The sequence below is a fragment of the Roseimicrobium sp. ORNL1 genome (assembly GCF_011044495.1).
Taxonomy (GTDB): Bacteria; Verrucomicrobiota; Verrucomicrobiia; order Verrucomicrobiales; family Verrucomicrobiaceae; genus Roseimicrobium.
The window spans coordinates 2857802-2871385 of the sequence record NZ_CP049143.1; the positions used below are offsets into that span (position 1 = coordinate 2857802).

The 13584-nt window shown below is 61.2% G+C and carries 9 protein-coding genes; 2 read left to right on the forward strand and 7 right to left on the reverse strand.

Annotation, left to right across the window (positions count from 1 at the left end):
* Window positions 1-33 precede the first annotated feature (33 nt).
* The 7 genes from G5S37_RS11575 to G5S37_RS11605 form a co-directional block, all read right to left on the reverse strand.
* A complete protein-coding gene (locus G5S37_RS11575; RefSeq protein WP_165203890.1) occupies window positions 34-1050 on the reverse strand; it encodes a MoxR family ATPase in 1017 nt (338 codons plus the stop codon).
* Window positions 1051-1941: 891 nt separating this feature from the next.
* The gene (locus tag G5S37_RS11580) at window positions 1942-3516 is read right to left on the reverse strand and encodes a hypothetical protein (protein WP_165203893.1); all 1575 of its coding nucleotides are present in this window, start codon (window positions 3514-3516) and stop codon (window positions 1942-1944) included.
* Between the two features lie 355 nt (window positions 3517-3871).
* A complete protein-coding gene (locus G5S37_RS32675) occupies window positions 3872-4570 on the reverse strand; it encodes an acyltransferase (protein WP_276617037.1) in 699 nt (232 codons plus the stop codon).
* A gap of 51 nt (window positions 4571-4621) precedes the next feature.
* The gene (locus G5S37_RS11590) at window positions 4622-6028 is read right to left on the reverse strand and encodes a DUF1501 domain-containing protein (protein ID WP_165203896.1); all 1407 of its coding nucleotides are present in this window, start codon (window positions 6026-6028) and stop codon (window positions 4622-4624) included.
* Between the two features lie 49 nt (window positions 6029-6077).
* Window positions 6078-9080, reverse strand: coding sequence for a DUF1553 domain-containing protein (locus G5S37_RS11595; protein WP_165203899.1), 3003 nt, complete (start codon window positions 9078-9080; stop codon window positions 6078-6080).
* A gap of 321 nt (window positions 9081-9401) precedes the next feature.
* The gene (locus tag G5S37_RS11600; protein ID WP_165203902.1) at window positions 9402-9758 is read right to left on the reverse strand and encodes a hypothetical protein; all 357 of its coding nucleotides are present in this window, start codon (window positions 9756-9758) and stop codon (window positions 9402-9404) included.
* A 96-nt stretch (window positions 9759-9854) separates the two neighbouring features.
* Window positions 9855-11321, reverse strand: coding sequence for a hypothetical protein (locus tag G5S37_RS11605; protein ID WP_165203905.1), 1467 nt, complete (start codon window positions 11319-11321; stop codon window positions 9855-9857).
* Between the two features lie 247 nt (window positions 11322-11568).
* On the opposite strand from G5S37_RS11605, the gene G5S37_RS11610 reads away from it, so the two are divergent.
* Window positions 11569-12111 carry a sigma-70 family RNA polymerase sigma factor gene (locus G5S37_RS11610; protein ID WP_165203908.1) on the forward strand — a complete coding sequence of 181 codons (543 nt, stop codon included), beginning with the start codon at window positions 11569-11571 and terminating at the stop codon, window positions 12109-12111.
* Window positions 12092-13570 carry a FecR domain-containing protein gene (locus tag G5S37_RS11615; RefSeq protein ID WP_165203911.1) on the forward strand — a complete coding sequence of 493 codons (1479 nt, stop codon included), beginning with the start codon at window positions 12092-12094 and terminating at the stop codon, window positions 13568-13570. Before G5S37_RS11610 ends, G5S37_RS11615 begins: the two co-directional genes overlap by 20 nt.
* Window positions 13571-13584: the final 14 nt, after the last annotated feature.

Consider the following 13584-nt stretch of genomic DNA (forward strand, 5'->3'; position numbering starts at 1 on the left):
GGAAACGGAGGCAGGACGAATTAAACAGACGCCTCACGGCACCGGCAGCTTGTCGAGCAACTGCCGCACAATGTCATCCGTGGTCACGCCTTCCGCCTCGGCTTCATAGCTGAGCAGGATGCGGTGGCGCAGGATGTCCGGCGCGAGCGCCTTCACATCATGCGGCGTCACGTAGTCGCGGCTCTGCAGGAAGGCGTGGGCCTTGGATGCGAGTGCCAGATTGATGGTGCCGCGCGGAGACGCACCGCAGCGGATGAGGTTCCGCAGATGCGCGGTGACGCCCTCGGGATGTCGCGATGCATGGATGATGCTCACGATGTAGTCCTTCACCTTGTCATCCAGGTGGATGTCATTCACCAGCGAGCGGCTGTTGGCGATTTGCTGGATGGCAATCACGGGCTCGACCTCCAGGTTGGGCCGGGAAGTGGCCATGCGGTCCAGCACCAGGCGCTCCTCCTCCGGGGTGGGGTAGCCCACGCGCACCTTCAGGAGGAAGCGGTCGAGCTGCGCTTCCGGCAGCGTGTACGTGCCCTCCTGGTCGATGGGGTTCTGCGTGGCCAGCACGACAAAGGGATTCGGCAGCGTGTACGTGTCCGTGCCGATGGTCACCTGCCGCTCTTGCATGGCCTCCAGCAGGGCGCTCTGCACCTTGGCCGGCGCGCGGTTGATTTCGTCCGCCAGCACGAGGTTCGCAAAGACCGGGCCGAGACGCGGGCTGAAGGTGCCTTCACGCGGGTTGAAGACCATGGTGCCCACCACGTCCGCCGGCAGCAGGTCCGGCGTGAACTGGATGCGCTGGAAGCGCGCGTGGAGGCAGTTCGCCAGGGTGCGCACCGTGAGCGTCTTCGCCAGGCCGGGCACGCCCTCCAGGAGCACGTGACCATTCGTCAGCAGGCAGATCAGGAGGCGGTCCACCAGTTCCGTCTGGCCGACCAGCACCCGGGAAATCTCAGAGCGAAGGGGCTGCACCCAGGCTGAGGCAGCATGAATATCCTCAATCGTGACAGAAGCCTGGGGATGGGGGAGCGGGGGGGTTGCTACGGAATCCATGTGACGAATTGACAAAGGCTACAAAGACAACGCATCCCACGCGAGCGTTCGTTTTGGGAAATTCGGGGAAATGCATGATCTTCGCAAAAAAACCCCGGGATACTAAATCTTTGCGTCCGTCTTGATTCGACCGCCACCACCCCTGCGGATGCCGGAATGCGGTGCGACGGTGAGCGGTGCGGCAGTAGGACGGTGGTGACGTGAGCGTTGGGTGGCGAGGTTACGTCATGGGTAGCTTCCGGTTAACCGCAAAGGGGCAGAGCGGCAAAGGACGCAGAGGAGGGGAGGGTTTGGGTGGAGGGGTAGTGAGAGGAGCCCCGGCGTGGTGCGCCTCGATGCAGAGGAGGCAAAGACGCGCAGGTAGAAATTCTCCACCTGATGAGGCGTGTGCTGCATTTATGGAGGTTAGGCCTTCCGGCCTGACAGCGGGCGTTGGGTCTTCCGACCCGACAGCTGCGAATCACTCGGGACATGGCGCAAATCACAGGGACCATTCCTGTTAGCCGCAAGGGGCAGAGCGGCGAACGGAGGTTAGGCGTCCCGCCTGACGGTGGGCGTTAGGTCTCCGGCCTTTTGGCATGGTGATTCCACTCGGCAAAAGTTGCCATTGTCAGGCTGGAAGCCCAACGCCCACTGTAAAGCCAGCGGCCTAAACTCCACTCGTTGCGATACCCACAAGGCGTAGAAAAATGTTCCTGCGCGCCTCTGTCTCCTCTGCATCGAGGTGCACCACGCCAAGGAACTATCACTACGCTTCCCACAACCCCCTCCACATCCTCTGCGTCCTTTGCCTCTCTGCCCCTTTGCGGTTAACCAGAAATCACCCCCGACGCACCACCTCCCGCAACTCTCCCCACCGTCCTACTGTCGCACCGCTCACCGTCGCACCGGCTACTCCGGCAACAACGCCAGATGCCAGTGCAGCTCCGGTGACATCAGCGGCGAATGCGGCGAGCGCAACCGTGTGGGGCCAAACACGAAGAACAGGACCTTCCGTCCCTCCAGCTCCGACTTCGGCAACCGGGCGAGGTCTTGCAGGATTAAGTTCGCCCCCGCTTCGCGTACCAGCTTGTCCGGCCGATAGCCCAGATGCCGGCCGATGTGGTCGGCAATCGTGGCGTTCGCCACATAGTTCGTCGGCACGCTCAAGAAGCTGTCACCCTGCAGCAGCACCGCACGATGTGACTTCGCATCCGCGGGAAACAACACACGATGGGCGGGATAACGCGCCCCCTTCGTGAAGTACTCCATGTCCTTCTCAATCACGAACTCGGTCGTCTCCGTGGGCAGCAGTGTGTGATTCGCCGGGAGCAAATCATAATCCGCCAGCACCTTCGCCGCTTCGTTCGCCGCGATCTGGATGCCGCCGTCCGCGGGATGCGTGTCGCGGTTGTCATAGTATACGAAGGGATGTGCGCCTAAACCTGCGCGAAGCGCGGGCACGAGATCGATAACCTCGATGTCATGCTCCAGCATGCGCATCAGGCAGCGGATGCGGCAGGGATTCAACTCCGTGGGCGCATCCGGATGATTGCCCAGGAACTTGTGCGCATTCACATCCTCCTTGTTGGGGAAGGGGACTACGACAAGGTCGATGCCGTGCCGCTGCAGTTCCGCATTCAGCAGCCGCAGCGCCGCCAGTGGACCCACCTGCGGATCATCCTGCGTGAGATCGAAGTAACACTGCAAGCCGAGTCGCGCGAAGACATGCTGGTCCTGCTTCAGCGTGCCACCGGCTTCCTTCGCGCGCGTCTCCAGTTCTTCCTGATACGGCTCCAGCTTCTTCATCCACGCTTCCCAGGAACCTCCATTCGCATCGAGCTCGCTCTTCATGCGCGCTAGTTCGCGGGACATGCGTGCCTTGCGACGCTCCGCATACACACCCGCGCCTTCCGCGCGGATGAAGCGCTCCTGGGGAATCTCCGGCATCTTCTCCTGCGCTCCCTTCGCCGCAGCCGCCGTGATGGGCGCGCCACGCCGCACCAGCTTTGCCTCTGTCACGAGGCAATACTCCAGCAGGTAGTCGCCGAACTTGTCCGCTGTCTGCATCTTGCGGAACTTCTCCGGCGCTTCGTCAAAAGCTATCCACCTCGCACGAAAGCGATCTCCCACCGCCAGCTCTTGCCCTGCCTGCAGCTTGCGATTCAAGAATGCCGGCATCGCCGCGAGGATGATGTGCGGCTCCTTGTTGTCATCGGTGGTGCCCGCAGTGCTTGTTTCTTCCTTCCCATCCAGCCCACCATCCACCGCCACGACTTGCAGCTTCGCCGTATAAAGGCAGTCCGCATAGTCACTGGTCTTCGGATTCGGTGTCTCGGTGCGCTCGATGACGATGAATTCGCCGGTCACCTCCTTTGAAGCCGTCGCACCAGCAGTCACTTTTGCCGACTTCTTCTTATGCTCGTCTTCTTTCGCAGCTTCCTGACCGCAACCCGCCAGTACCAATGCCGCTCCTGCGGCGAACATTCCCCGAAACCAGTGGGCTCGGACGGGGGTTAGGGAAAGGAACTGGGGGGCTTGGGCTTTCGACATCATCTGCACACGCTTCACAGTTCGCACCATCCAACGCCGCACGACGCATTGCAATCGGATCACATCCCGGCGGCATTCTTATGAGGAATCCACAAGCTGCCACCCCATTGTTCAGGGGTTATTCGCGACACCGAGTGGCGGTCTTGGAAAGTAGCTTCAGCCGAATCAGGAGCGGGTTGCTGGATCAAAAGGCATGATACACGCCACATTCGGCTGAAGCCGAAACTACTTTGGGAGTTCGCGTGCTACTGCTTACTGCTTACTCTGCCGCCCGCCTCGGTCCCATCAATCAATCCCGGTCTGCCGGATTCGATGCTGTGGATGAATTCTGCCGGTGCCCGATGATTTTTGCCGGGACGCCCGCGACGATGGCATTCGCCGGCACATCGCGGGTCACCACCGCTCCTGCACCCACCACCGCGCCATCCCCGATGGTGACGCCCTTGAGCACGGTCACGTGGGCTCCGAGCCAGGCGCCGCTTCCGATCGTGACGGGCGCCTTGATCATGGGCTGCTGGGTGATCAGCTTGCCTGCTGTAAAACCGTGGTCGCCGTCCGTGATGTAGCAGGAGGGGCCGATCATGCAGCTTTTCCCCACGGTGATGGATTCATGCACATCAAAGATGGTGAAGCGGTTCACATAGGTGCCGCTGCCGATATGGAGGCGAGGCGTGCCTGTGGGCGGACCACTGCTCACCAGCGTGACATGCCGATCAAGCGCCACGCTGTCATCCAGAGAAATATCCCACGGATTGCGTGGTACCCAGATGTCCTTGAGCCAGCAGTTTTTCCCAATCTTCGCACCGAGTGCGCGGAGCCAGACAATGCGGATGCGCGAAGAGATGCCGGAGGGGGCGCGCAGCAGGGTATTGATGAGGCGGTGCTTGCCGGCTTCCATGGGACGGAGTTCAGGATTGCGGGGAATGCAGCCTGTGATAGCTCCTGACCATTCGGCAGGCAATGGAATACGCTGTGAGATTTCCGACATGGCAAGTGCCTGTCGGAAGTCAGCGCATCACCATCCTGAAGCGATTCCTCCTCACGCCAGAATCTCCTTCACCACGTGCCCGTGCACATCGGTGAGTCGGAAATTCCTTCCCGCATAGCGGTACGTGAGCTTCTCGTGATCCAGCCCCAGCAGGTGCAGGATGGTCGCATGCATGTCATGCATGTGGACCTTGTCCTCCACGGCGAAGTGGCCAAACTCATCGGTGCCACCGAAGCTGAAGCCCGGCTTCACACCGGCGCCGGCGAGCCATTGGGTAAAGCCCAGCGGATTGTGATCGCGCCCCGTGCCGTTGCGCTCGGCATACGGCGTGCGGCCGAATTCACCACCCCACCACACGAGCGTATCCTCCAGCAGGCCGCGCTGCTTCAGGTCCTTCACCAGACCGGCAATCGGCTTGTCCACCGAGGCGGCGTGCTCGCCATGCTTCGGCAGATTGGAATGCTGGTCCCATGCGGGATTGTTCGAGTTGTCGGTGTAGTTCACCTGGATATACCGCACGCCCTTCTCCGCGAGACGACGCGCCATGAGGCACTGGCGTCCGAAGTTGTCTGTGGGCTTTTCATTGATGCCATAGAGCTTCAGCGTGTCCTCGGACTCGCCGGAAATATCGAGCGTCTCCGGTGCATTTCCCTGCAGGCGCCACGCGAGCTCATACGAGTTCAGCACGGCTTCGAGTTCCGCATCCTGACCACCCAAGGCCGAGCGCTGGAGTTGCTCGTGATTCAGCGAGCGCAGCAAATCGAACTGCTTCCGCTGCTGCTCGCCCGTGAGCATGGTGTTGCGGATGTTCTTGATGTTCGCCTCGGCCGCCGGCGCACCCGCGCGACCCAAAGCGGTGCCCTGGAACACAGGTGGGAGAAACGCCGTGCCGTAGTTGCGCGGACCACCATTGCTCAGACTGGGGCTGATGCTCACAAACGCGGGCAGGTTCTCATTCTCCGTGCCGAGTCCGTAGCTCACCCACGAGCCCATGCTCGGGCGGATGAAATTCGTGGAGCCGGTGTGAAGGAACAAGGTCGCCGGTCCATGCGCCACACCTTCGGTATGCATGCCCTGCACAAAGCAGAGGTCATCCACCAGCTCCGCCATGTTGGGGAAGAGCGAGGAGGCCCACTGGCCACACTGGCCATGCTGCTTGAAATCCCACAGCGGCTTCATCACACGCTGGGACGCGCCGGAGCCGGTCTTCGCCACGGAGCGCGCGTCATTGAAGTCCATCATCTTGCCGTCGTCCTTCAGCAGGCGCGGCTTGTAGTCGAAGGAGTCCACATGACTCACGCCACCTGCCATGAAAAGGAAGATCACCCGCTTCGCTTTCGCGGTGTGATGCGTCTGGCGCACCGCGAGCGGATTGGCGGCACCATGGGCGAGAGCGGAGAGCGCGAGCGAGCCAAAGCCGCAGGCGGAAGATTGCAGGAAGTGTCGGCGTGAGATCATGGCGAGGTGTGGCGGGCGGTTGCTGGTCTCGGTTCTACTCTGCTCAAGTTCAGTTCACGTAACGGAAATCCACGCTGGCGAAGAGCGTCTGCACCAGCAGCGCCCAGTTCTCCAGCTTCATCTTGGCCACCTCCTCCTCGGAGGCGGCGTGGGCATTCACTTTCACAAAGTGCACCGCCAGCTTCAGTTCGCCTGCCGTGGGCTGGCGACCGAGGGTTTGCTGGTACAGGCGATTCACGAGGTCCACATCCGTATCCGTGGCGCTGGCGCGCTGCATGATGAGCTCCGCGGCCTTGCGGCTCTGCTCGATGACAAACGGATGGTTCATCATGAACAGCGCCTGCGGAGCCACGGTGCTGGCGTTGCGCTTCGCGATGGGCTGGTTGATGTCCGCGAAGTCGAACGCATCAAAGAGGTCCAGCCGCTTGTTACGGAAGGCCGGGGTGTACACGCTGCGGCGCGTGTCCGTGTAGATGTAGCCGTACTCAAGATTCTGCGCGCCGCCGCTGTTCGAGTCCACCGAGTCGGCGATCACATTCGGCCCGCCCACGGCCATATTGATGGTGCCGCTCACGGTGAGAATGGCATCACGCATCACACCCGCATCCACCCGGCGACGGTTCTGTTTCCACAGCAGGCGATTCTCCGGGTCCTCTGCATGGCCTGCCTGCATCTGCTCGGCAGTCGGGATGGACGCCATCTGATACGCGCGGGTCAGCATGAGTCGCTTCACGAGGCGCTTCAGGTTCCAGCCATCCTGCATGAACTCAATCGCCAGTGCATCGAGCAGTTCCGGATGGCTTGGCTTTTCACCCGTGGTGCCGAAGTTGTCCACGGAGCGTACGAGCCCATCGCCGAAGAGGTGCATCCACACACGGTTCACGAGCACGCGCGCTGTGAGGGGATTGCGGTCGCTGGTGACCCACTCCGCGAGCTGCAGGCGGCCGCTCTGATCCGCAGGAATCTTCGGCGTGTCGCCGTAGGTGGCCACCGCAAGGAAGCCACGCGGCACCACCTGGCCCAGATTGCGGATGCTGCCACGAATGTGAATGGCACAGTCCTCAGGCTTCGTGTCATCCAGCACCGTCATGGCCTCGGGACGGACGAGACCGTCGCTCTTGGTGACTTTGATTTCCTTCTCCAAAGCCTTCACCTTGGTTTCCATCGCCACCAGCTTGGGATCCTTCGCCGCCTTCTCTTCGCTGCCGGGCTTGTCCAATTCCTCCACCGGGATGAAGACCACGGCATCTGCGGTCACATAACCTTTCGTGCCTTCGTTGGAGAGCAGCACATAACCCGCGCCGTCCTTCTCAAAACGAAACTGTCCCAGTGAGATGAAGCGTCCATCGATGGGAGGCGTCTCACTCTGGTCTACATATACCGTCTCTTCACCATCGGCATGAAGGATGGTCACCGGCACCTTCTTCGAGCGATCCACCAGCGCCATGTAGGCGAGGCGTACTTCATAACGACCAGCCTTCGGGATCGTGGGGGAGAAGGTGATGGTGCAGGTGCCTTTGCCCGTGTTCACATCGTGCACATATCCTTCACCGATGAAAGAGGGATACTTGTTGGACTCCTTCCAGTTGCCCACGCGCTTCGCCTGCGAGTCATCCACCACGATGCCGGGCAGGTCATCGAGCTCGACAGGCTGACCCCGCTGCAGCTTCACCGGCTTCGGGGACATTTTCTTCAGCGCCTTCTTCGCTGCGGCGAGTTCGGTGTCCATGGACGCGAGCTTCGTTTCCTTCGCCTGCATCTCGGTCTCCTGCGCGCCATCCAGCGGGAGAGGGGAGTCGATCCAGTGCGCCACGTTGTCCGTGTAGTTCTTCAGCGTGCGCGTGCTGCGCAGGATGCCCGCCAGGGCATAATAGTCGGCCGCAGGGATGGGGTCGAACTTGTGATCATGACACCGCGCGCAGCTCATGGTCATGCCCATGAAGCTGCGGCCCAGGGTATCGAGCTGCTCATCCACGATGTCCATGCGCAGCACACCCTTGTCCTGCTCTTCATAGTTTGTCGGGCCCAGCACCAGGAAACCGGTGGCCACCATGTGACGGCGACGCTCCTCGGCATTCGCATGCGGCAGCAGGTCGCCCGCGATCTGCTCCGTGATGAAACGCGAGAGCGGCACATCGTTGTTGATGCTCTCGATGACATAGTCGCGGAATCTCCACGCATCCTTGAAGGGCAGCGTACGTCCGCCACCGCTCGACTCCGCAAAGCGCGAAAGGTCCAGCCAGTGCTGCCCCCACTGCTCGCCGAACTGCGGCGTGGCCATGAGCTTGTCCACCAGCTTGCTGACATCTGGATTGCGAAGAAACTCGGCTGTGTCCTCCGACGAGGGCAGCAGGCCCACCAGATCATGATACACCCGGCGCAGCAGCACCTCCGCAGCGGCATCCGGAGCGGGGGTGAGCTTCTTTTCTTCCAGTTTCGCGAGAATGAAACGGTCCGTGTCCGACTTCGTCCACGCCGTGTCATGCACCGCCGGAGGCGCCGTCTTCACGGGAAGTTTGAAGGACCAGAACTGCCGCCCGGCTTCGAAGCTCAGGCCCACTTGCTTGGCGGGTTTCGCAGCCTCTGCAGCAGCGGCCACCTTGTCCTCACGCGGATCCGGTGCGCCCATGGCAATCCACTGGCGGATGATGTCCACCTCCTCCGCGGTCAGCTTCTGCTTCGGCGGCATCTTCAGGTCGCGATCTTCATACGTCACCGCGCGCAGCAGCAGGCTCTTGTCCGGCTCCTTCGGCACCACGGAGGGACCGGAATCACCGCCCTCGAGCGTGCCTTCCTTCGTGTCCAGGCGCAGACCGCCCTTCACCTTGTGCTCCGGGCTGTGGCAGTTGTAGCACTTGTCGATGAGCAGCGGGCGCACCTTGCTCTCGAAGAAGGCGATGCCGTCCTCCGCAGGCGCTGCCGCATGGACAGCCTCAGTACCAGCAGTAGCTCCAGCGACGAAGACACCCGCACACGCCAGCCAGCCACGCAGCTGCGTGGGGGACAGGCGCGCACGACGGGAGGAAAAGGGGTTGGCGATGGCGAGCAGCATCGGCGGTGAGTGCGAAATTGGTTAACTCACCCTGACGAGTGCCTCTTTCCCAATATTTGGACATGGAATTTTTGGGGTGGTTTTTGAGGGTAGTCTCTCCCCATCCGGTGATTCCACAAATTCCGGGGGAATGAGTCTTCCCGAATGGTCTCGTGAGATTGCTGACTCTGTGGGACCGGAAATTGTGTGAATGGATACTGTTTTGGTATCTTCGAAGTGTCTCAAGACAGCCGTGTCACGAGACGTGCGGCGGAGATTTGTATTCGTCAGCGCAGTTCCCGTGGCGAGGCATCTCTGTGTCGCCCCTGGCCTCTAACTCACCTAAGCCCGCTCATCCCCACCGAATCTCCTCTGGTGATCTTCCAGTTCCTGCGTGGCCTTGTCCAGACTGGCCTTCGCCTCAATGAGCATCGACTCCCGGTCCGCCTTCTTGGCGGTGATTTCCTTCAGGTGCAGGTCGATTTCTGAAGTCGTCCTCCAATGCATCAGGTGAGCCACCACGCCGGAGTTCAATGCGGCACGTTCCGTCTGCAGCCTGCTTTGCAGATTCACGCACAGGTCGATGTCCTGCTGTACGTGATCCACGGTGCTGGCATGGTGGGCCACGGCTGACTCAAGTTGTGCCTGCGTCCGTGGCGCCGACGGGTCTGTGTGGGTGTTGATGTGGGAGTGGGACATGGGACGGAGGCCTGGTTCGATTCATTTCACGGGAGTTTTGCAGATGAGAGGGGTGTGCTGAAGACATGGGTGTCCGCCGGCAGGGACAGTGCTGGGTCAGCGCTTGGGCCCATTCACATGCTGGGCGTAGGGGTTCGTCGGCGAGAGCTTGGGACCCTGACCTTCACTCGGGTCGCCGTGCCCATTGTGGTTCACATGGATGGAGGTGCCCACATTGCCGCCGACTTTGGGGACGGTCTTTTCCGACACACCCTGATGGAGGTTCTCGGAGGTGCCTTGCTGCCCTTCATGAATGTGGGTGGTCTGGCGCACGCTGGGTTGCTGGGACTGCTGCTGTAGTTGCCCCTGTTCGATCTGCTTCTCGCACGCGGCGAGGGCCTGCTCCGTCTTGGTGATCTCGGCCTGGTACTTGATCTTGCCGCCCTGGAGCGCGTACCACTGCGGCACCACGATATCGAGTTCTTCTCCAATCTCCTTCAGCTGCTCCTTGTTCCGATACCTGCTGATGGGATTGCTGCTCAGTTGCTTGCGCTGGTTCTCCAGCTCTGCCCATCTCTTGTCTGTGTCGTTGAAGGCATTTTCCATCGTGCTCTGGCCCTTCTTCAGGCGTTCCAGTTCACCCGTCAGGTGATTGCGCTGGCTCTCGACATTCATCTGGCCAAGCTGGCCCTCGGATTCTTTTCCGAGTTTGGAGAGTGCTTGGAAATCGATGCCCAGGTCGTCTTCGCTCTTGAGGGCCACCTCGGACTTCTGTGCCTTCGCCAGTGATTCCTCAGCCTTCTGCTCCTTCAGTTGGGCGACATTCTTGTGGTAGCGCTCACGCTCTCGCTCCACCTTTTGGAGATCCTTCTGCGTGTCCTGCATCGCGACATCGAGGTGCTTCTGCCAGCCGGGGATGTCTTTGATGGTGCTGTTGAGTTCGGAGATCTCCTTCCAGTTCCACACTTTCTTGAGAGGATTCGAGCCCAGTTTGTCACGACGGTCTCGAAGTGTCTGTCCGAGAGTTTCGTTCTTGAGCTTTTGCTGCTCCCAGCTCTTCAAGATGTCCTTCTGTCCTTTTACGTGACCGTCGAAGTATTCGTCCGGGGTATTATAGCCGTCCCATCGATTGCGGAGGTTCTTGGCCGCAGTGCGCATCTGATAGTCCGAGTCTTCCGCAAGCTTATCGATGGCTTCGAAGTCAATCCCGAGGTCTTCCTCTTTCTCCAGGCGGAATGATTTGTCCGGCTTCAACTGCAGGTCGCTGAGGGTCTTCTTGGTCTGCTCGATCTCGGACAGGCACGCCTCCATTTCATCGTACATGCGGTCCAGCCTGCCCTGCATTTCGTGGAGTTGCTTGGCCATCTGGTCGAGCTTTTCCGCATTCTGTTTTTGCGGATCCGGGGTGAGGTCCATCGCGAGATACGCAAGTTCCAGATCAGTACCCTCATCACCCAGCTTGTTGTAGGCGACGGTCATCTGGGCGTGCCTTTTCTGCAGCGTTTCGAGCTCAGCCATGTGCCGCGCCAGAGCTGCGGCATGCATTTGTTCATCGGGGGAGGGGGAATTTACCGGGTCAGACATGGCGCGTGATTGCGGAAGGGATTTTTTGGGTTGTTCTATCACCCGGTGTTCTTCGGGTGATGCGGGTCTATGGGAGAGATCGGTGTCCTGGCCCGCGAGTTACGGTTTGCATTGCAGAGTGCAAATGATGTGAGTCATCATTTAGGGTGGCGACAGCCGTCCGCCTGCCCAGACATCCGCTTTTCCCTGTCCATTTTCCCACGGCATGGACTACTTTTTATGATCCACGCCTCCGTCCCTGCTTCCCATGAGCACTCCCGACCCTGCTGAAGAATTCGTATTCCTGCTCGCCCGCCACGAGCGGATGCTGCGCGCGTATGTCTTTGCGCTTGTACCGCATGCGCAGGACTCGGACGACATCCTGCAGGAGGCGAAGGTGCGCATGTGGCGCGCGTTTGGGCAATTCCAGGCCGGGACGAACTTCGCCGCGTGGTCACGCAAAGTTGCCTTCCACCAGGTGCTTTCCTACCGCAAACGCCGCAAGCGCGACCGGCTAGACTTCAGTGATGAATTCATCAACGCTGTGGCCGGTGAGCAGGAAACCTCCGCCGACCACTTCGAGCAGCGTGAGAAGGCGCTGCAGGTGTGCATTACGAAGCTTCCCGAGGACCATCGCGAAGTCCTCCACCTCCGCTACTCCGAGGGACTCTCCCTCGAAGCCATGGCGGACAAGCTGAAGCGCACCGTCGCCGCGCTCTACCGCCAGCTCAGCCGCGTGCGCCATGTGCTGCACGAGTGCGTTACCAAATCCCTGAACCGTCTCCCTGACCATGACTACCCCGCCGCCTGATGACCCTCGGGCCGAAGTGCTCGAACTCTGCGACCGCCTCTTTGATGGTGACTTCACCGTGGCCGATCGTGAGCGCCTGGAGTCGCTCGTCATTGGCAATGCTGAAGCGCGCCGCGCGTACCTTGAGCACGTGCAGATTCATGCCGTTCTGAAGGAAGCGCGCCTCAAGGATGTGCCGCTTTCCGAAGTGGTGGACATGGCGTCCGCTCTCACCGGGTTGCCGAAGTCCATGACAGTGGCGTCGAAGAAGCGCCGCTGGACCACCGCCGCACTGGCACTGGCCGCGAGCATCGCCATCCTGCTGGCAGGGTGGGGGATTGGGCACTGGCAGGGGAATAACTCCGGCGAGCGCCGCGTGTATGTGGCGAAGCTGGTGGATGTCAAAGGCGTGCGCTGGGACAGCGGTACGCTGCCTACCGAAGTGGGCGCCGAGCTCTCGCAGGGCCGCTTGCGTCTCGCTGCGGGTCTCGCGACGGTTGAGTTCAAGAAGGGCGCACGCGTCACGCTGGAAGGGCCGGCGGATCTGGAAGTCATCAATGCGGACAAGTGCTACCTGCACCGTGGCGCTCTCACGGCGCATGTGCCGCCGCCTGCGGTGGGCTTCATGGTGCAGACCGCGAATGCGAAGCTCGTGGACCACGGCACCGACTTCGGCATCAGCGCCGCGCCGGATGGCGCAGCCACGGTGGAAGTCTTCGAGGGTGAAGTGGAACTGCAGCACCAGACCAGCGGCCAGCGCCTGAAGCTTCTCACGAAGCAGGGCGCCAGTGTCAGCGAGGAACAGCTCTCCGGCCTCTCCACAGTCGATGACGCCCCGGAAACCGAACTGCCGCGCTCGCGCCGCAACGTGCAGCCGCTGAGCGGAAACACCGTCACCATCACCAGCGCGGATGGTCGTGGCAAGGCCGCCTACGCCTTCAGCCCCGAGACGAAGGAGCATTTCTCCGATACGCTGCTGCTGCTCAAGCACACGCCGCTCAAGGCCGCCTGCCGTCGCAAAGCCTGGCTCGCCTTTGACCTCGCCGCCGTGCAGGGCCGGGATATCGCGGAAGCTGCCCTCACGCTCAGCTTCGAGCCCACCGGCTGGGGATTCGCCTCACACCTGCCGGATGCCGTCTTCACCGTGTACGGCGTCACGGATAACAGTCTCGACTACTGGGATGAGAACAACCTCAACTGGGACAACGCCCCAGCCAACGACGTGGTCGGTGGCAACGTGCTTCCTGATAAAGCCGTGAAGCTCGGCACCTTCACCATGCCCCAGGGCGTGCTCGAAGGTTCCTTCAGCGTCAAGACTCCCGAGCTCGCCGAGTTCCTGCAAGGCGATGCCAACCGCCTGGCTACTCTGGTGATCGTGCGTGAGACCACGGAGACCAAGAGCGGCAGTGTCGTGCACGGCTTCGCCGGGAACCGGCATCCCACGCTGAGGCCCCCGACGTTGCGGATGGTGGTGCGGTGATGGGTGGTGGTTTC

Coding starts and splice junctions, on each gene's coding strand:
- G5S37_RS11575 (WP_165203890.1), bottom strand. CDS start 1,050: ATGGATTCCGTAGCAACCCCCCCGCTCCCCCATCCCCAGGCTTCTGTC.
- G5S37_RS11580 (WP_165203893.1), bottom strand. CDS start 3,516: ATGTTCGCCGCAGGAGCGGCATTGGTACTGGCGGGTTGCGGTCAGGAA.
- G5S37_RS32675 (WP_276617037.1), bottom strand. CDS start 4,570: ATGTCGGAAATCTCACAGCGTATTCCATTGCCTGCCGAATGGTCAGGA.
- G5S37_RS11590 (WP_165203896.1), bottom strand. CDS start 6,028: ATGATCTCACGCCGACACTTCCTGCAATCTTCCGCCTGCGGCTTTGGC.
- G5S37_RS11595 (WP_165203899.1), bottom strand. CDS start 9,080: ATGCTGCTCGCCATCGCCAACCCCTTTTCCTCCCGTCGTGCGCGCCTG.
- G5S37_RS11600 (WP_165203902.1), bottom strand. CDS start 9,758: ATGTCCCACTCCCACATCAACACCCACACAGACCCGTCGGCGCCACGG.
- G5S37_RS11605 (WP_165203905.1), bottom strand. CDS start 11,321: ATGTCTGACCCGGTAAATTCCCCCTCCCCCGATGAACAAATGCATGCC.
- G5S37_RS11610 (WP_165203908.1), top strand. CDS start 11,569: ATGAGCACTCCCGACCCTGCTGAAGAATTCGTATTCCTGCTCGCCCGC.
- G5S37_RS11615 (WP_165203911.1), top strand. CDS start 12,092: ATGACTACCCCGCCGCCTGATGACCCTCGGGCCGAAGTGCTCGAACTC.